This is a genomic window from Pseudomonas sp. GD03862 (assembly GCF_029840855.1).
Classification (GTDB): Bacteria; Pseudomonadota; Gammaproteobacteria; order Pseudomonadales; family Pseudomonadaceae; genus Aquipseudomonas; species Aquipseudomonas alloputida.
In genome coordinates, this window is sequence record NZ_JAOCDI010000067.1 from 1 (window position 1) to 19,560 (window position 19,560).

At 53.9% G+C, this 19,560-nt stretch carries 16 protein-coding genes and 3 pseudogenes; all 19 read right to left on the minus strand.

All coding sequences use genetic code 11. The features are described from left to right. Positions 1 to 226 (minus strand): annotated as a pseudogene (locus N5D53_RS25975) (sugar-binding protein); the annotation flags it as partial. 278 nt (positions 227 to 504) lie between these two features. After that, positions 505 to 1,242 (minus strand): hypothetical protein, encoded by a 738-nt coding sequence (locus N5D53_RS25980; protein WP_279841039.1) that lies wholly within the window; start codon positions 1,240 to 1,242, stop codon positions 505 to 507. A gap of 181 nt (positions 1,243 to 1,423) precedes the next feature. Continuing rightward, on the minus strand, positions 1,424 to 2,104 hold the full coding sequence (locus N5D53_RS25985; protein ID WP_157814226.1) for an SMI1/KNR4 family protein: 681 nt from the start codon (positions 2,102 to 2,104) through the stop codon (positions 1,424 to 1,426). A 12-nt stretch (positions 2,105 to 2,116) separates the two neighbouring features. Then, complete coding sequence (locus N5D53_RS25990; protein WP_152442294.1) at positions 2,117 to 2,320, minus strand: hypothetical protein; 204 nt, start codon at positions 2,318 to 2,320, stop codon at positions 2,117 to 2,119. 160 nt (positions 2,321 to 2,480) lie between these two features. Beyond that, complete coding sequence (locus N5D53_RS25995) at positions 2,481 to 2,891, minus strand: immunity 22 family protein (RefSeq protein ID WP_190869277.1); 411 nt, start codon at positions 2,889 to 2,891, stop codon at positions 2,481 to 2,483. After that, the gene (locus N5D53_RS26000) at positions 2,892 to 3,167 is read right to left on the minus strand and encodes a hypothetical protein (RefSeq protein ID WP_152442293.1); all 276 of its coding nucleotides are present in this window, start codon (positions 3,165 to 3,167) and stop codon (positions 2,892 to 2,894) included. A 50-nt stretch (positions 3,168 to 3,217) separates the two neighbouring features. Beyond that, positions 3,218 to 3,992: pseudogene (locus N5D53_RS26005) on the minus strand (hypothetical protein); the annotation flags it as partial. Between the two features lie 9 nt (positions 3,993 to 4,001). Beyond that, on the minus strand, positions 4,002 to 4,607 hold the full coding sequence (locus tag N5D53_RS26010) for a hypothetical protein (protein WP_082423737.1): 606 nt from the start codon (positions 4,605 to 4,607) through the stop codon (positions 4,002 to 4,004). A gap of 13 nt (positions 4,608 to 4,620) precedes the next feature. Further along, positions 4,621 to 7,689: pseudogene (locus tag N5D53_RS26015) on the minus strand (RHS repeat-associated core domain-containing protein); the annotation flags it as partial. A gap of 54 nt (positions 7,690 to 7,743) precedes the next feature. Further along, on the minus strand, positions 7,744 to 8,052 hold the full coding sequence (locus N5D53_RS26020; RefSeq protein WP_190869278.1) for a hypothetical protein: 309 nt from the start codon (positions 8,050 to 8,052) through the stop codon (positions 7,744 to 7,746). A gap of 32 nt (positions 8,053 to 8,084) precedes the next feature. Further along, positions 8,085 to 8,633 (minus strand): hypothetical protein, encoded by a 549-nt coding sequence (locus N5D53_RS26025; RefSeq protein WP_190869279.1) that lies wholly within the window; start codon positions 8,631 to 8,633, stop codon positions 8,085 to 8,087. Beyond that, positions 8,627 to 12,829, minus strand: coding sequence for an RHS repeat-associated core domain-containing protein (locus N5D53_RS26030; protein WP_266025080.1), 4,203 nt, complete (start codon positions 12,827 to 12,829; stop codon positions 8,627 to 8,629). The genes N5D53_RS26025 and N5D53_RS26030 overlap by 7 nt, the downstream gene beginning before the upstream one ends. Positions 12,830 to 12,835: 6 nt before the next feature. Then, positions 12,836 to 13,303 carry a DUF1795 domain-containing protein gene (locus N5D53_RS26035; RefSeq protein WP_190869280.1) on the minus strand — a complete coding sequence of 156 codons (468 nt, stop codon included), beginning with the start codon at positions 13,301 to 13,303 and terminating at the stop codon, positions 12,836 to 12,838. A gap of 34 nt (positions 13,304 to 13,337) precedes the next feature. Next, a complete protein-coding gene (locus N5D53_RS26040) occupies positions 13,338 to 13,922 on the minus strand; it encodes a hypothetical protein (protein WP_190869281.1) in 585 nt (194 codons plus the stop codon). Between the two features lie 10 nt (positions 13,923 to 13,932). Beyond that, complete coding sequence (tssI, locus tag N5D53_RS26045) at positions 13,933 to 15,789, minus strand: type VI secretion system tip protein TssI/VgrG (protein ID WP_190869282.1); 1,857 nt, start codon at positions 15,787 to 15,789, stop codon at positions 13,933 to 13,935. A 25-nt stretch (positions 15,790 to 15,814) separates the two neighbouring features. Further along, positions 15,815 to 16,510: a hypothetical protein gene (locus N5D53_RS26050; RefSeq protein WP_003248399.1), complete on the minus strand. Its 696-nt coding sequence runs from the start codon at positions 16,508 to 16,510 to the stop codon at positions 15,815 to 15,817. After that, positions 16,511 to 17,074: a hypothetical protein gene (locus N5D53_RS26055; RefSeq protein WP_223843516.1), complete on the minus strand. Its 564-nt coding sequence runs from the start codon at positions 17,072 to 17,074 to the stop codon at positions 16,511 to 16,513. Positions 17,075 to 17,499: 425 nt separating this feature from the next. Beyond that, positions 17,500 to 18,285: a hypothetical protein gene (locus N5D53_RS26060; RefSeq protein WP_104961765.1), complete on the minus strand. Its 786-nt coding sequence runs from the start codon at positions 18,283 to 18,285 to the stop codon at positions 17,500 to 17,502. 8 nt (positions 18,286 to 18,293) lie between these two features. Next, on the minus strand, positions 18,294 to 19,560 hold a 1,267-nt coding region (locus N5D53_RS26065; protein ID WP_274142644.1), incomplete at its 5' end, for an RHS repeat-associated core domain-containing protein.

Below are 19,560 nucleotides of genomic sequence, written 5' to 3' on the forward strand. Positions count from 1 at the left end.
TATTTTCGCCATAGCCAATCTCATCCAGTCGTGTGAGATGGCCACCGACGTCGTAGCTGAAACGCCGGGTCAGGTTATCCACCCGCACTTCTTCGCTCAGCCGGTCCGAAGCGTCGTAGGCAAAGCTGTACGTGGCGTTGTTCTCGTTGACCAGCGCGGTCAGGCGAATGGCCTTGTCGTACTCGTAGCGAACCCGCTGGCCCTTGCCGTCGGTGTGGCTGAGCACCTGACCGTGGACGTTGTAGGTGAAGGTTTCCGTGGTGCCGTCGGGGTGGCTGGGCTAGACGCCATGCTGTCCAACATAGGTGTATAGCACGGGCCGCCTTCGGCCAGTTCGATTTCGATGCTGACGTGCTGGCCCAGTATGGATTTGAGCGGTACGAAGGAGTCACTAGCGATCTGGCAAGCTCGGTGTTGGAGCAAAATAAAATATACGACCGCCTCAAAGCCAGCGGTCGTTGCTTAGGGTATGCCGTTTAGCGAGCGAAACTCTACCTAACAGTTTCAATTTCCAGCGAAAACAAAATCGTGCACTGCCTCGACCAATCGAGAGTGAGTGAGCACCTGCTCATCTTTCCGATAGCGAATCAGAGTGAATACTTCTTTTTTTGGTGAAAGGACCTCCACCACACCCCCTCTGTAGTTCGTTATCTCAATAAACCCACTAACCACACCATTGAGGCTCTCTATCTCTGACAGCAGAGTAGGGTACTTCATCAGCACGCCTGCTTCATCTGTACCTGCTTCGGTCCCAGGATTGTCAAAATATACTTTAATTTTAGGGCAGACGTTTCTATCCCAACGAAAGACCGGAATGCTTCGCCGAATCATCTCTTTAAATTCAGCCTCAGACTCTCCTCCCGAAAACTCACATCGATGGATCGGAATACAAAGAAATAGATTATCTCGCTTAGATTCCAGTCGTCCTTTCAGGCTGCCATGATATGTATTGGGCAGTACCAACGCATGAGTAAATCCATATTTATTTTGCGAAATATTGAAGATAATAACTTCGCCCTGATCCAAAGAGCGAGGCGCTTGCTCAACAACCTCCACCGAAAATGCCCTGTCACTTAAGCCTTCAGATATAACCAGCAGGTCTTTCTCATCTGAGCTTTTCAAGCAATACTGGTAAACCACCTTGGGAAGCTTATGCTGAAAAAAATAGCAACCAGCGAATTCATCTACACTAGAAAAGGACTGCAATAAGTCACCTTTAGAGAACATACCAACCTCATTCATCGTCTCGCCCTCATGCTCTATCGATCAGGTCGCGAAGACGAAATCGACTGGAAACTGCTAGCCGAGAAATAGTCTTCGAATCATAACCTAGCCTGAAAGTTTCGCGCAAAGCCACTTCCCTTGGGCTCGCTGGCTTACGGCATGCACTGCCTGTGTTCAATCTTCTCGCAAAAATTCATACCTAACAATACTCGTTAGAGTCAGAGTTCTCCAAAAAAATTGACATCCATGAGTCCATCACATTCCATAAATCGATTCCTTCTGTGGGACTTTCTGACTTTTCATGCCACCAGATAAAAGCCTTGCCTTTGAATGGGCCATCACCCAAAGCCAAATAATTACCAGCCCCGCTAGAAAAAACTCCTAGCATATCAGGAAGCGTCGGATAATCTTCATCGCACAAATCCTTGATTGGAACAAAATCTTCCAACCTTGATGGCCCCATAGTACAACCAATATAAAACCCAAAGCCATTATGCAATCTTGAATAAAACTGCCTAAAGCTCGCAGGAAGGCTGGGATAACTATCGAGATCTGACCCTTCAACGCCTAGCGGAGCCCCGCCCATATAGAAATACAAATCACCACCCTCGCCATATACATACATGAGATACGGCCTATCACTCACTGCCAAAACAGTTCCTAGCACACATTTGTCGAGCCACGCGCTTACCCAAGGCAAAAACTCAGAAAAATCAGCCCACTCCACAGGAATATGTCTTTTTTCACTATCTAGAAAACCAAACCCAAGCCACTGCTTGGGAAAGTCGACTTCAAGAGGAACATCGTCAACTGAAAAATACACATCATAACCCTTTAGCTCGCTTGTAATACGCAGCCTTAAAGAATCAGACCAATTCATCTTCATATCACCTCAATAGCCCAAAAGCAAACCATTGATATATTGCTGTAATTCCGGCTCTAATTTAGCGCCCTTATCTACCATGGCAGAACGAAACGCCGGATCAACAAAAATATCCCCCTTCCTGTACAGCTCCCACTCGGTGAAATACTTTGCTCCTTTTGAAATATTTGCCACTTCACTCAACCCTTGGAAGTTCGGCTCGTAGCTTAGCAATTAACCCATTAGTTATTAAAGATCAGATTTTAGCATCTAACACCTGCAATAGGGCTTTAAATTAAAAATACATGACCGCACATCCGAAATCAGATCCGAACACTAAAAAATCTGACACAGAACGCCAACCCCAAACTCCTCGGGACCTATGCCGAGCTTATCATTCACCCTCATATAATCCCACATACTTCAAGCCATTATAATTCGACTTTAGAGGCTTGGAAATATTCGTACCACCATCGGAATACCAAAAAATTGCATTAGCCTTAGTAATACCAAGCCTCAAACACTCCGCCTTTAAATTCCCAATACAACTAGAATCAACCGCAGACTCAATCAAGATTTCATCTAGACTCACCTCCTCCGCTTTCCTTGGTATAATCCCTATGAAATCCTCGTCGTACCATCTCACACCAATATCTCTGCAAAACCCACAAACCTTGTATGCTGGATTATCCAAATCCACAGAATAGTCCAACTCAAAATACTGCAGATAGTCATCCTCCGAAGAGAAATTTGCACCTACCCAAACATGAACTTTCTCATACCGCTCAATATCATAAGAATCCATTTAGCATGCTCCTAGTTTCATGTGCTTGCCGTGATGTGAATCGATCACGCTAAGCGCTTGAGCTTTGCTTTGCGCGCCATTCAAATCTTCAATTAAATTATTATAGAACAGCCTTCCCGCTCTACTACCATGGTGCGGACCGTCCGGCACAGGATTACCATGTTTGTCTGTTACACCCACAAAAGTAATATCTTTAGTCGGCACCGTCATTTCCTTAAGCTCCTGAGCGGTAAAACCTAGTTCTTTTGCCTTCGCCCCTATAGAGACAGGAAACATTTCATGCTTACCTCCCGGGCTCCAAAGGGCAGCTTCTACAGATTTTTTATTATGCCGGTGTTGTGCACCTGCGAAAGCTTGTCGGCCGGCAAGGTCGAGGCAAACTGCCAGGCCTTGCGCCCCATGGCGTCATAACCGAAGCAGCTGGTGAGCTTGCCCTGGGTCCGGTACACCTCACGGTGCAGGTCATCGCGCTCCATGTCACTGATGACCTGGCCGTCCAGGTTCAGCTGGTGCAGGTGGCCACTGCCGTAATACAGGTGATTGACCTTACGCCCATCCGGCAGGGTCAGCGTGGTCAGGTTGCTGAGTGGGTCGTACTCGTAGCCGAGCGTGCCGTCAGGGGTGATTTCTTTGGTCAGACGGCCGAGCAGATCGTAGGTGTATTCCAGCTTCTCTTCTGTGATCCCAAGCTGCTTGCCGATCCCGGTCGGTTGCCGCTTGATGCTCAGCAACCGGTCACCGTCGTCGTATGCGAATGTCTGGCTCGCATCACGGTTGATCTTGGCAACCAAACGCCCAATGGCATCACGCTCGAACAGCGTATGGCGCTCGGGCCGCTCGGCATTTTCGCCATAGCCAATCTCATCCAGTCGTGTGAGATGGCCACCGACGTTGTAGCTGAAACGCCGGGTCAGGTTATCCACCCGCACTTCTTCGCTCAGCCGGTCCGACACGTCGTAGGCAAAGCTGCACGTGGCGTTGTTTTCGTTGACCAGTGCGGTCAGGCGCTGCGCTTTGTCATGCTAGTAGCGAATCCACTGGCTCTTGGCGTGCTGGCGGCTGTTCACGCTAACTACACTGCAACCGTGAGGTCTGGACCTTGCATTTACGTCAAGGAAATCGCTGTTCTTCATAACCATTAGGGAAGACATTTATTATACCCACCAACTCGCCGGACTCATATTTAAAGCTCACTTCAAAGTCACTAAATGCAGATTCAATATGCTCTTTTTGCCGAACATGTATTTTTTCTAGGCGATTATCAGCGTAGACATAATTTGACTCACTGCATCCGTACTGACCCCAATTCATATCTTTCACCACCGCTCCCTCTTCAAGCAATGAAATCGAGATATTCCTAAGTTTTCCGGTGCTGGTAAAATGGACCCGCTCAATACCTCCGCCGCTATAGCGGTAGAATTCCTTATTGATAATTTTTTCAGACTGCCCATAAATCTCCACAAAAACCACTTTGTCATACTCATCCAAATGATACAGATGAGTATTTTTTATATGAGCTGGAATTTTCTTCAAGGCTTTTCCTTTTTTAAATCCGGCCCGCTCGATTTCATATGGGCTGACGTTATATAGCGGCCCCTTGCTTATTACTATTCTTCTCGATCTGTATAAAGCCTCAGACAAACAAGAAGACAGGACCTCCTCAGCTCGCGATTCAATTTCTAGATATTTTCTTTCAAGATCTTTTAAGTTATTCATGCTTTTATCCAGCCTAGAATATTCCGAGGGCAATTTCAGAGTTGATCTTGTTCAACTCACTCAAGAAGTCACCACTGTTATTTATATCGCCCAAGCGATCAAAGACCTTCTGCTTATAAGCATTGGTGTGAATGCTTGCATGATTGGGCAAGGTGCTGCCAGGAGGAAGCTTAACTTTACTATTCGAGGGTAGGAAAATGCCATTTTCCGCAGCATTGATATCTATCCTCAAGCGCTCCATTTTAGTTTGAAGCGCCACCATTCTCACATCACTCGAGTTAGACATGACAATATGGTGCGCCGAGTTCTTAAACGCAGGCTCGGACTTACCCGCTGCCACCATATTAGCCCTAAGTGCTTTAGCATCAGTCGAGCATGTCAATCCCCAAGGATCAATCCATATCATAGGATTCACTGCGTACTGATATAGATTCAAACTACCCGTTAGCCCGATCGGGTCTTGAGTAATAAAGCGACCTGATTCAGAATCATAAAATCGGTAGATGTTGTAGTTAAGCCCCGTTTCGCCATCGAAGTACTGACCCTGAAAGCGTAAGTTCTGCTCAATCTTACTAGCAGACAGTTGCTCTACCGCCCCCCAAGAGCGGTACGTCGCCTGCCAAACAACCTCACCCAGGCTGTCCGTCAGCTCCAGCGGCGTACCAATCTGATCAGTATGGAAGTAATAGACCTTCTGCTCTTCCCCTTCAACCTGATCAACCCGCGCCAACGGCGCATAGCTACCCGGCTCGTACAGGTACAAGATGCTCTGCCCAGGCGTTTCCTCCCGCAGCATCCTTAGCCCTTGCCAGAGAAAGCGCTTCTGCTCGACCTCGCCATTGATTTCAGCCTGCTTGGCTATTCGCCTCCCCAAGCTGTCGTAACGATACTCGCCTTGGCTTTCCAGCTTGCCATTGACCAACGTCTCCGCCCGCACCAGCCGGTTCTCACAGTCATAGCTGAAGTGCTGCAGCTTGCTGTGCCCCGAGCGTTTCTCGACCAGATTGCCCCACGGGTCGTAGCGGTACTCCTGATCCCGCCACTGTTTGATCCGGTTGTCCTTGACCTTGTCGAACTGCCGCGCATTGAAGTCCAGGCGGTTGGCTGCCGGGTCGTAGCGGAATTCCTCGCTGCCGATCAAGGAGCCAGTATCACGACTGCGCAACTGGCCGTTGGCTTCGTATTCGTACTTGATCTCACCGCGTAGCTTGTCGAGGGTACGCACCAGTTCACCGGCCGGGTCGTACTGGTAACGGCGGTGGATCGGGTTGTAGGCGTGCTCGACCAGCAACGAGGTATTGATGCCGGTGTTGTGCACCTGCGAGAGCTTGTCGGCCGGCAAGGTCGAGGCAAACTGCCAGGCCTTGCGCCCCATGGCGTCATAACCGAAGCAACTGGTGAGCTTGCCCTGGGTCCGGTACACCTCGCGGTGCAGGTCATCGCGCTCCATGTCGCTGATCACCTGACCATCCAGGTTCAGCTGGTGCAGGTGGCCACTGCCGTAATACAGGTGATTGACCTTACGCCCATCCGGCAGGGTCAGCGTGGTCAGGTTGCTGAGCGGGTCGTACTCGTAGCCAAGCGTGCCGTCAGGGGTGATTTCTTTGGTCAGACGGCCGAGCAGATCGTAGGTGTACTCAAGCTTTTCTTCTGTGATCCCAAGCTGCTTGCCGATCCCGCTCGGTTGCCGCTCGATGCTCAGCAGCCGGTCGCCGTCGTCGTAGACGAAGTCTTGCCGCGCATCGCTATTGAGCTTGGCAATCAAACGGCCAATGGCATCACGCTCGAACAGCGTATGGCGCTCGGGCCGCTCGGCATTTTCGCCATAGCCAATCTCATCCAGTCGTGTGAGATGGCCACCGACGTCGTAGCTGAAACGCCGGGTCAGGTTATCCACCCGCACTTCTTCGCTCAGCCGGTCCGACACGTCGTAGGCAAAGCTGTACGTGGCGTTGTTCTCGTTGACCAGCGCGGTCAGGCGAATGGCCTTGTCGTACTCGTAGCGAACCCGCTGGCCCTTGGCATCCTGGCGGCTGCTCGGCAGGCCGCGGGCCGTGCGTATCAGGCGGGTGGTCTGGCCCTTGCCGTCGGTGTGGCTGAGTACCTGGCCGTAGACGTTGTAGGTGAAGGTTTCGGTGGTGCCGTCCGGGTGGCTGATGCGCTGCACTTCGCCGTCGGGCTTGCGTTCCAGCGTGGTGGTCTGGTTCAGCGCGTCCGTTACCGCGACTAGGTGCTGGCGCTCGTCATAGCGGTACCAGGTGCTCTTGCCCGAGCAGTCCTGATAACGCTCGACCTGGGCCAGGGTGTTCCACCACAGGTACTTGGACTTGTAGGTCGCATCGATGATGGTGTGCGGCAGGCCGTCATCGCTGTTCAGGTACTCGGTCATCTGGCCGAGGGCATCGAATTCGGCGAGCAGGTTGCCCTTGTCGTCGTAGCGCGCTCGCCAGGTGCTGCCATCCGGGTAGCTGACCTGGGTCACCAGCGTGGTCAGGTGGTGATATTCGTACTGGGTCTTGCGGCCCAGCGGGTCGGTCTCTTCGAGCAGGCGGGAGAATTCGTCGTACTTGAATTGCAGGCGGTTACCGTCCGGCAAGGTCAGGCCAACCATATTGCCGTGTTCGTCCAGCTCGATGGCGTAACGCTCGCCGCCATAGTCGCGGCTGGCGACCACACGGTGGTCGGCGTTGTACTGCACTTCCAGCTCGCGGCCGAGCACGTCGGTGGCCCAGCTGGTGCGGCTATCGAGGTCGTAGCGGAAGTGGTAGTGCTCGCCGTCGCTGGTCCAGTGTTCGACCACGCGCGGCCTGTCGCCCAGGGTTTGCCAACGGTAGTGGCAGCCCAGCCCCAGCGCGTTGCTGTGGGTCACCATCAGGCCGTCGGCGTAGCTGAAGCTGCGCACGGTGTCGCCGTTGCGGTTGATCACCGCGCTCAGCTGGCCGTGTTCGTCGTAGCGGTATTGGGTAAGCGTTTCCACCGCTTCGTTGTTCACCACGCGCTTGATGTCGGTCAGGCGACCCAGCGGGTTGTCGTAGTGCAGGTGCACGCGGATGCCGCCGGTGGCGCTGATGTCGGTCAGTGTTTCTTTATTTTTTAAAGAGCCAGAACCACAGCAATATACAAAAAACACTCAACTCTACCAATCTCCTCGCCATGCCTCAAGGTAAAAGCTTTCTCTTGATATCCCTACAAGCTCTCCAAGCCTATACAGAACGTCCAACAAGGAATCTCTTTCAGCTGTTTCAATTGGAAGTGCCAACGCATTAATACCAAGCATACACCTCCTAAACAGCGGGAGCATTGCCATACCATATTGAGAGCAAGGGGCTTCAACCAAATCGGCCGCCAACTGATTCAATATAGGCAGCAAAACAGTCAAGCAATCTGCATCACCTTCCAAAAACTGCAATTGCTCAAAAAAAATATCCGCCTTTGCACGCCCCATATTCGAGTTCCAATCTGCTCATATAGCGTATGCTAATTTGCGGGGAAATTTTTAGGGCGCTCTAAGCTTGGATATATAATTTTTTTTTGCTCATCCCAATTAATACCTGTATCATGAAAGAATTTAAGTCTTGCTTTCAGCTTGTCCGGCTCACCAAAGACACCACACAGTTCATGCGAATTAATAATGTCCAAATCAGCGCTAACAGAGAGATCCGACTTAATCACCCGCGCCCCAAAGCTTGAGTATCGATCAGTCAACTCGATAAGATTGGCAGTATAGGTATCCTCGGCAACCCATTCAAAAGAAAGCATTTGCCTGTTAATGGGGCGATGATTCACAACAACCTCGTCTTTTGCAAGAACTCTCACAAATAAAGACTTTAGTCGCTTCTCTGCAACAAAAATACAAAATAGCAAGTTAGCATTATTCAGATCGCAACCTCGCCAATCATCATTAACGCTGAACACATCAAAGAACTCCATCAAGCCATTAACTCTCATTTGGGCTAGAGTAAAGAGAGCATCATCTAACTTTACGACCAAAACCGAATCTTCAACCCACTTCACACTTTTCAACATCCAGAAGCTCCTGTTTTCATCACTTTAGCCGCGTTGGTTTTTGCTCTATATTCATCTGCGGCTGCGAGGTACGTGGCCGCGTTGGGATTTTTGGCTCCGACTGGATTCTGTAAGTTCGAAGTTTTCGCAAGCCCACCGCGATCTTCGAAAACCCGCTGCTCCAGCCCCCTAGCAATATTTTTGCCAGATTGGCCGTCACCAACAAATATCGGTTTAGGGGCTTGATCGAAGCCTGATGTATTTGGGTATCTATACCGTAACACATCTTCCGCCGAATGCCCCAGTCCTGGCTTGCTGGCATAACCAATATATGGCTTACCATTTTTGATACCTTCATAAGTTATATGAGTTGCATTAGCAGGATTACCTGCCCAACCAAGCGGATCCAGCCAGCCAGTTGGGTTTACACCATATTGATAGAGATTCAATCCACCCAAGAGACCTATCGGATCATGAGTAATATATCTCCCTACGCAGGACTCATAATATCTGAAAGTATTATAGTAAAGTCCCGTTTCAAAATCATAGTATTGGCCTTGGAACCGAAGGTTCTGCTCGACCTCACCGATAACCAGTTGCTCTAACGCCCCCCACGAACGATATGTCGCCTGCCAAACGATTTTGCCGTCACTGTCCGTCAGCTCCAACGGCGTACCAATCTGATCCGTATGGAAGTAATAGACCTTCTGCCCTTCCCCTTCAACCTGATCAACCCGCGCTAACGGTGCATAGCTACCCGGCTCGTACAGGTACAGGATGTTCTGCCCAGGCGTCTCCTCACGCAGCATTCGCAAGCCTTGCCAGAGAAAGCGCTTCTGCTCGACCTCGCCATTGATTTCAGCCTGCTTGGCTATTCGCCTCCCCAAGCTGTCGTAACGATACTCGCCTCGGCTTTCCAGTTTGCCATTGACCAACGTCTCCGCCCGCACCAGCCGGTTCTCGCAGTCATAGCTAAAGCTCTGCAGCTTGCTGTGCCCCGAGCGCTTCTCGATCAGGTTGCCCCACGGGTCGTAGCGGTACTCCTGATCCCGCCACTGTTTGATGCGGTTGTCCTTGACCTTGTCGAACTGCCGCGCATTGAAGTCCAGGCGGTTGGCTGCCGGGTCGTAGCGGAACTCCTCGCTGCCGATCAGCGAACCGGTATCGCGACTGCGCAATTGGCCGTTGGCTTCGTATTCGTACTTGATCTCGCCGCGTAGCTTGTCGAGGGTGCGCACCAGTTCACCGGCCGGGTCGTACTGGTAACGGCGGTGGATCGGGTTGTAGGCGTGCTCCACCAGCAACGAGGTATTCACGCCAGTGTTATGCACCTGCGAGAGCTTGTCGGCCGACAAGGTTGACGCAAACTGCCACGCCTTGCGCCCCATGGCGTCATAACCGAAGCAACTGGTGAGCTTGCCCTGGGTCCGGTACACCTCACGGTGCAGGTCATCGCGCTCCATGTCGCTGATCACCAGCCCGTCCAGGTTCAACTGGTGCAGGTGGCCACTGCCGTAATACAGGTGATTGACCTTACGCCCATCCGGCAGGGTCAGCGTGGTCAGGTTGCTAAGCGGGTCGTACTCGTAGCTGAGCGTGCCGTCAGGGGTGATTTCTTTGGTCAGACGGCCGAGCATATCGTAGGTGTATTCCAGCTTTTCTTCTGTGATCCCAAGCTGCTTGCCGATCCCGGTCGGTTGCCGCTCGATGCTCAGCAGCCGGTCGCCGTCGTCGTATGCGAATGTCTGGCTCGCATCACGGTTGATCTTGGCGACCAAGCGGCCAATGGCATCACGCTCGAACAGCGTATGGCGCTCTGGCCGTTCGGCATTGTCGCCATAGCCAATCTCATCCAGTCGTGTGAGATGGCCACCGACGTTGTAGCTGAAACGTCGGGTCAGGTTATCTACCCGCACTTCTTCGCTCAGCCGGTCCGAAGCGTCGTAGCCAAAGCTGTACGTGGCGTTGTTTTCGTTGACCAGCGCGGTCAGGCGAATGGCCTTGTCGTACTCGTAGCGAACCCGCTGGCCCTTGGCATCCTGGCGGCTGCTCGGCAGGCCGCGGGCGGTGCGCATCAGGCGAGTGGTCTGGCCCTTGCCGTCGGTGTGGCTGAGCACCTGACCGTATACGTTGTAGGTGAAGCTTTCCGTGGTGCCGTCCGGGTGGCTGATGCGCAGCACTTCGCCGTCGGGCTTGCGCTCCAGCGTGGTGGTCTGGTTCAGCGCATTGGTCACCGCCACCAGGTGCTGGCGTTCGTCATAGCGGTAGTACGTACTCTTGCCCGAGCAGTCCTGGTAGCGCTCGACCTGGGCCAGGGTGTTCCACCACAGGTACTTGGACTTGTAGGTCGCATCGATGATGGTGTGCGGCAGGCCGTCATCGCTGTTCAGGTACTCGGTCATCTGGCCGAGGGCATCGAATTCGGCGAGCAGGTTGCCCTTGTCGTCGTAACGCGCTCGCCAGGTGCTGCCATCCGGGTAGCTGACCTGGGTCACCAGCGTGGTCAGGTGGTGATATTCGTAGGTGGTCTTGCGGCCCAGCGGGTCGGTCTCTTCGAGCAAGCGGGAGAATTCGTCGTACTTGAATTGCAGGCGGTTACCGTCCGGCAAGGTCAGGCCAACCATATTGCCGTGTTCGTCCAGCTCGATGACGTAACGCTCGCCGCCATAGTCGCGGCTGGCGACCACACGGTGGTCGGCGTTGTACCGTACTTCCAGCTCGCGGCCGAGCACGTCGGTGGCCCAGCTGGTGCGGCTATCGAGGTCGTAGCGGAAGTGGTAGTGCTCGCCGTCGCTGGTCCAGTGCTCGACCACACGTGGCTTGTCGCCCAGGGTTTGCCAACGGTAGTGGCAGCCCAGCCCCAGCGCGTTGCTGTGGGTCACCATCAGGCCGTCTGCGTAGCTGAAGCTGCGCACGGTGTCGCCGTTGCGGTTGATCACCGCGCTCAGCTGGCCGTGTTCGTCGTAGCGGTACTGGGTAAGCGTTTCCACCGCTTCGTTGTTCACCACGCGCTTGATGTCGGTCAGGCGACCCAGCGGGTTGTCGTAGTGCAGGTGCACGCGGGTGCCGCCGGTGGCGCTGATGTCGGTCAGTCTGCCGTCGGGCGTGCGGGTGAAGTGCAGGAAGTGGCCGAGGACGTTCTCGATACGCTGCAGCGGCACTTCGGTGTTGGTGTCTGGCACTTCGCCGAAGTAGAAGAACAGGTTATCGAGGGTCTGCAGGATGTAGTGGCCGCCCTCGGTGCACACCAGGTACACCTGCTCGTGCGGGTTGTAGATGCGCTGCCCCGGTTGCAGGGTCACGAACGGGACTTCGCGGCCCTGGTTGTCGGTGAGGTAGATGAATGCCCCCTGGCGGCGCAGGCTCTGCTCCCAGGGCAGCACCCAGCCGCGGCCGAGTACGCTGTCGACCGTCAGGTCGCTGGCGTAGAAGCGCGACCACTCGATCGGCATCAGGCCCGGCAGGCTGAAGTCGATTTCATCGGGGATGAGCTTGCGGCCCGTCGTGAGGTCGACCGGGTTGCCGACCAGGCCGCCGATAGCCTTGCGGGCCACGGGTTCGACCACGTAACGGCTGGCCACCTCACCGGCGACGAAGCCGGCCGTGAACTTCAGCGCGCAAGGCATGACGGCTTTCATGCCGGCCTGGGTACCCGCCTTGATCAGCTGGGCGATACCGCCTGCGGCACCGGCGATGGCCATCAGCACATCCACGGTGGTGCGCAGCCACTCCGGGACTTCATCGTCCACGGGCAGGTAACGGTAGGTGCCGCCGCCGATGATGACGTTGTCCGAACCACCGGAAATGGTGGCGCCGCAGGTCAGCTTGTCGCCCTTGCGCGCGGCGGCGACGCTGTTGATGAAGACGTTGGTCGAGCCTTCGGCAATCTGCACCGGCCCTGGGTGCTTGTCGCAGGCACCGATGCTTTTTTCGACGCGGGCGGCCTTGCGGCTGTTGATGAACACGTTGGGTGAGGCAGTGGTTATCGTCCCTGAGGGGGACGAGAACATACTGCCTATCGCCTCTCCGGCGGCGGTCAGCAAGCTGCCCCCGATGCCGGCTGCGAGGCCGGCCAGCAAGGCCACGCCGAACCCGCAGGTGAACGTGGCAATGGCCACCGTGGCCACCAGCGCAATCCCCAGGGCGGCCCCGATCAGGAAGCCCCCCAGCGCGCTGGTGTGCGATATCTCGTCGCCGAACCTGGCCGCTTCGAACATGAGGGGTTACTCCTGTTCGCCGGACTCGGCGCTGGTTTCGGACGGGGCACGCGGGGTGAAGCTGGCCAACAGGTTGTCCCAGTCCTGGTTCTGCTGGGCACTGAAGTCGGCCTGTGCAGTGGTGGAGAAGATCAGGGCACGCCCGGGGCTGATGATGAAGGCCGCCTGGCGCTGGTACAGCGGGCGGCCCTGGTTCATGTAATAGGCGTCGATCTGGATACCGGCAATGGGTGCGGTAACCGAGAGCGTGACGACCTTGTTGCCCATGCGGGTGTAGCCGCGCAGCTTGGAGGTGAGCAGCTTGACCTGGCGATCGACATAGGCCTGCAGCGCTTCGTCCGGCAGCAAGGTGTCACGCGAGATGGTGATGCTCAAGGGTGCGGGGACACTGGCACCCAGGACGAACATGTTGACCGTGCGGTCCTCGAAACCTGCCGGCAGCGCAATGCCGCCTTCCTGTAATTCGTAATCCATGCGATGAAAATTCCTGATAGCGAAAAAATCGGGGTCAGCCCTGCGCGAAGCCATCGAGCATGCGGTCGAACTCGGCCAGCCACTGGCTCAGGCCGGGCTTGCTGGGGTCGATCACGCTGGAGATATCCAGCCATTGCAGCAAATCGCTGCCGGCGATGGGCACCAGTGCGCCGACCAGGCGACCGTGCCGAGGCTCGTGGCCGGCATTGAAGTGAAAGTCCACGACCTTGGCCGGGTTCCCAGCCAGGAGGCAGTCACGTTGGCGAATCACGCGCAGTTGCGGGTTCAATTCGCGCAAAGCCTCGACTGCGCTCTGGAACAGTTGCTCCAGCGGCTGCCTGGCGCGTACATCACGGCGGCGGATGCTGAGGCTGACCGGCTCGCCTTCATGCTCGAGGGTGGTCTGGATGTCGCGAAAACGAAAGCCGAGCGGAAACTGCAAGGAGAACCCTGCGAAGGTGAAAGCGCTGGCTACATCCTGCAACACGGCTGGCACCGTTTTCGGCTCGGGCACAGGCTCCGGCACATGAGCAGCTTCCGCCAGACTGGCCAGCCGCACAGCCTCCTCTTGCGCTGCGCGCCTGGCGGAGAGGCGGTCGTAGATCGAGGGCTTGTACATGAACCTTGCCTCAGTCGTTGATCCGCACTGCGGCGCCAGTGATCTGGGTGGTGTCGGTACTGGTGGTCACGATGACCTTGCCTTTGATCTCGATGCCTTCCGGGGTCAGCGTGATGCTGCTGTCGCCCACCTGCAGGATGATGTGCTGCTTGGCGGCCACCTGGATGAACTGGTTGTCGACCTGCAGGGTGTAGGAACCTTCGGTCACCTGCACCACGGTGTCTTTCTTGACCGTTTCGGTGTGCGTACCACCAACAGTAATCGAGCGGTTATTCCCCACATCATGGGTCTCATCCAGCTCGATCTCGGTATCCATGTTGCGCTCGGCATGCATGATGATCTGCTCGGCGCCGGCCTTGTCCTCGAAGCGGAAGAAGTTGGCGGTACCGCCGTCGCCCTTCATCGACCGCGTCAGGAACCCACTTTGGGTCTTGTTCGCCGGCAGCGACCATGGCGGGGTGTTGGTGCTGTTGTACAGGCTGCCCATGATCAGCGGCCGGTCCGGGTTGCCGTCGAGGAACACCACCACCACTTCGTCGCCTACGCGCGGAATCTGGATGCTACCGAAGCCACCGCTGGCACCGGACTGGGCGACACGTACCCAGCACGAGCTGTGATCGTTGAACTGCCCCTGGCGATCCCAGTGAAACTGAAGCTTTACCCGGCCCAGTTCGTCGGTGAAGATTTCCTCGCCTGGGGGGCCGACAACGATGGCGGTCTGCGGGCCGTTGATCAAAGGCTTGCGGGTGTTTAACTGCGGGCGGTATGCGATTTTTTTACGCACGCACACGAATCGGTTGACGTAACCGGCCTGGTCGCCAGTCATGTAGTTGTTGCTGCCGCGATGCTCCACGCTCAGCAACAAAAACTTACGGTTCTCAGCGTCACCGGTGTCGTGCAGATAATGCTGGGTCAACTCAAAAGTGTAACCCGGCTTCATGGCCCGGCAATTGCTCTCGCCGTAGAAGGTCTTGCCCATCAACTCGAGCGCTTCGATACGGTTGCGTACGATGGCTTCGCCATCTTCGTAGCTGCCATGGGTGTACTGGCCCGGGAAATCATAAATCTCGAACCTGTCCACATCGCCCTGTTGATTCAAGCTTTGCATGGTCACAGGTAGGAAGTTGCGCGGTTGGCGATAGTCGAACGTGCGAACGGCAATTTGACCGGATTGCAGCTGCCGCGTTGACTGCCACTGAGTAATGGAATCAGCGGTTTCGGTAACCGACGCGGAGTGGTAGCGAATCTGCGGCTGTTCGGGCAGCGGCAACAAGGTGCTGGAGTCATCGGTGATGACCATCAGGTGGGAGTCGGCCGTGTGCTCGAAGTAGTAGAAAAGCCCTTCGCTCTCAAGCAAGCGCTGCACAAAGTTGAAATCGCTCTCGCGGTACTGGGTAATGTAGCTGTGCGATTTGAGCGGCTTGCTTACACGAAATTCGTACTTGGCCAGCGTGCCAAATCCGGCGAACACTTCACTGACAACAGCCTGGACCGATTTTTCTTGAAAAATGCGTGTATCGAAGCGGCAAGTCAGCATCCACAGCCACGGCCCTAGCACGGCTGCATAACGCACATAGCCGCCGTCGCTGCCTTGGGTGCTAAACCGCTGAACATAGCCGTTAATGTAGCGGAAAGAGCCGTTGGATAACTCGATTTCTATCGTGGCCTGGCTGCCAATCAGTGACTTGAGCTTTACATCGCTCTGTTGGCTGAGCAAGGCCAGATCGAATTCATAGAGTTTGGAAAGCTCTTCAGTGCCGGAAAAGTGCTCAAGCAAAAACTCATCGTTGGCTGTTTGTGTCAGGATATTCAGCTTGAACAATCGCCTGTTTTGCGGCGCGAGCATGGAAAGAACGTCAGTTAGCATAATTTACTCCCTGTAACGGTGAACATCAGCGCGCCCGTACGGCGAAAAGCCTGCCCAACCACGAGGCAGCACGCATGCTCTGAATAGTTTCAATATCCATGAATGTGTATTGACGGTTTTCCTTCGCTTCGCGCACTTTCAGCTCTCTGAGTGCACTGATCTTGTCACGATTGTAAAACACCATGAACACGGACATTAGCGCAAAGAAGTAGATCAACCCGGTGGCCGGCACGTCATGGCTTTTCATCAGCGGATAGATCACGCTGCTCAAGCCCGCCGCCAAACCCGCCTGCCACCACTGAACTTTCTGGGGCGGCTCGATGGATTCCACGCGCTGCCCTTTAAAGTGGAGAATATCACTTTTACTGCGCCAGTAATAAGCCATTGCATAGGTCAACAACACCAGCACGACGGGTGCGAGCCCTAACATCAAAGAAGTCGCCGCTCCCAACTTCATTTTTTTGTAGGTAACACCCAGTGTCAGCAGCGATGCGAACATTGGTGCAACTGACATATTGAAGAACATGCGCAAATTCGCGAAACTTACAAAGTGCTCACTGCGGTAAGCACAATTGATGCACCACAGCGTCATAACGATAATGATCAGGATCGCCGGCACCGCCATGAATGGCGGCGCCACTCCGGTCATCATCAGGGCCAATATCACGACCAGCAGCCACACCGACCAGATTTTTTTAAAAAAACGTTCTGTGGTAAACATTTAATCCTTCCCCGTCAAGAAATTACCCAGGGTAGTGCCCAGCCCCGAAAAATCATCACTCATGACAAACTGAACTGCCAAACCCGCACCCAAAGACAAGGCAATCACGACTATAGCCGGCCCTGTTAGCCCGCCGACCAATACACCGACACCAAAGGCCAATGCATTGGTCGGCTGGGTGTAAGCTGACTTCTGGAGGAACTCCGAGACGCTTTTTGCCTCCGTCGCATCTAGGTAAGCCTGGGGGCCGAACGCCAATGCCCCGCCTAATTTGGCACCCGTCAGTACTTTGCCTACGCCACGGCTGCTGTACCCGGCCGAGTCAATATGGGCAGTTGCACGCATCGCCTTGGCGGTATTGAAAGCAGCCACATGCAGGTTACTGCCCCGACCGGGCAGCCTGTACAAACTTGCCTGGCTATTGGCGGGTATTTCGAAGTAGAGGTTTCCGCCCATGCGCACCAGTTTCAGGCGCCCTTTCATGGCCCTGGCGGCAGATACACTGCCGGGTTTGCCACGTGACGCTGCCCACTTCTTCAGCTTGCCGCGCGTGGCATCCGTCATGTTCAGCAGGTTTTCAACTTTGGTGGCTTTGGATGCGGCATGGCCTAGCGCAGCAACGTTGGCAAGCGTGCCGGGTAAATTTGCAGTTGAAAATAGTGGTGCCGGCTGGGTAGCTGATGCACTGCACTACGCCATCGTGCTTGCTCCAGCGACGCTAGCTCACTAAGAGTGTCTGTCACGGTTATCAAAAACGCTCGATCTACGCGCCCTTGTTGAACTACAAGTACCTAGACTTGAAGTTCACATCGATAATCATTATGCGGCATATAGAAGAATTGGGGCGGCTACCGCCCCACGGTCGCTTTCTTTATTTTTAAAGATCACCCCTCACGACACATTATTGGGGTATACCTAACACAAAGCAGGAGCAATTACACCTACAACATCAAGCGAAATAGCAGTCATCAACCTCTACTCTATATGACTCAAAAACGCTTTTTGACCTCCAACTTCTTCCACGAAATTAGGATACCTGCCTCACCCAGAGACTTATTTACTTCTTCAAGCTGATCGGCCTCTACATACCACAACCATGTGGAAGAAGTCAGAGCTTCGAGCTTTCCTCGTCCCGCACTCTCACCAATCCAGTCTTTCAGCACCACCCCTCCAACGCGAATTTCTAAATGTTTACTGCTAATCACGTTAACGGGATACACCATTCTCAATAGAAGATCCTTATAGCGCTCTCGCCCCTGAAATCTGCCGGGAACTTCCTTCTTGAACGCCGATGAATTTTCATACGGATACATCGTTACCATATTATTCCCAGCAGCATAGCTAAACGCCTTACTTACCTTGTCGCAACTATAGATGATACCGTACGGCACTGCAATATCAGCAGAAACGCCCTTAATAAATTTTATCATTCCCTCTAGCTCAATAAAATCGCCAGAGCACTGACCATCAAAATGATAGAAGCCGCCAAAATCGTTCGTAGTATAACCGAAGGATGCAAACCATGGGGTAGCACCTGCTGCCTCGTTGTATACCCTAAAAGCAGTAGCAATACCGTTGTTTATTTTCTCTTCGAGCTCGGTCATTTCTACCATTACTAAATCATGATCGCCGACATGATCCCCATTACTCAGATATTTAAAATAAGCCGCACCTGTAATCGGCAAATTCAGACAAGAAAAATAGTGCTTGGCAAACTTCAGAGCCAATCTAGAGGTGACGCCCTCAATACCGTATAAAGCTAACGCAATGGACATAAATTCACCTATATTCCAGAAATCAAATCATCAAGCATAGACTTCATATCAGCGGCATTATATGGATGCTCTAACACCAAAATTTCGCCTTGCTTGTTAAGAGGCAAGTTACTCATTGCCGTTTCGTTACGCGATGTAAGCGTAGGAAGCTTCCTGCCCATATCCGTCTTGGATGCAAGCTCGATCGCATGTACCTTCCCGTTAATATCAACAGCCATAACATCTGGACGTCGAGCTGAGACGCCTCGCCCATTAGCAAAACTATATGAACGGTTTAAATACACATCCGAGAACTTTCCGCTCATAGCCAATTTATTAGCGATTGCTTCAGAAAACTGATCATGCCCAGGGGTTCCGTCAACCTGTCCACGACCATGAATTCTTGTATTATTAACAACTCTTACTTGGCATGGAGCGAGTCCGGTGGGGTCAATCCAACAGATTGGATTAACATTATATCTGAAAAGATTTATCCCACCCCGCAAGCCAATTGGGTCTTGGCCAGTGAATCTACCAACTTCAGGATCATAGTATCTTAGCGTATTGTAATGAAGCGCCGTTTCGCCATCAAAATACTGGCCTTGGAACCGTAGATTCTGCTCGACTTCATTGATCGCCAGTTGCTCAATCGCCCCCCAAGACCGATACGTCGCCTGCCAAACAATCTTGCCCTCACTGTCCGTCAACTCCAACGGCGTACCAATCTGATCCGTATGGAAGTAATAGACCTTCTGCTCTTCCCCTTCAACTTGATCGACCCGCGCTAACGGCGCATAGCTACCCGGCTCGTACAGGTACAAGATGCTCTTCGCAGGCGTTTCCTCCCGCAGCATCCTCAGCCCCTGCCAGAGGAAGCGCTTCTGTTCGACCTCGCCCTTGATTTCAGCCTGCTTGGCCACCCGCCGCCCAAGGCTGTCGTACCGGTACTCGCCTCGGCTTTCCAGCTTGCCATTGACCAACGTCTCCGCCCGCACCAGGCGGTTCTCGCAGTCATAGCTGAAGTGCTGCAGCTTACTATGCCCCGAGCGCTTCTCGATCAGATTGCCCCACGGGTCGTAGCGATACTCCTGATCCCGCCACTGTTTGATCCGGTTGTCCTTGACCTTGTCGAACTGCCGCGCATTGAAGTCCAGGCGGTTGGCTGCCGGGTCGTAGCGGAACTCCTCGCTGCCGATCAGCGAGCCGGTATCGCGACTGCGCAATTGGCCATTGGCTTCGTACTCGTACTTGATCTCGCCGCGTAGCTTGTCAAGGGTACGCACCAGTTCACCCGCT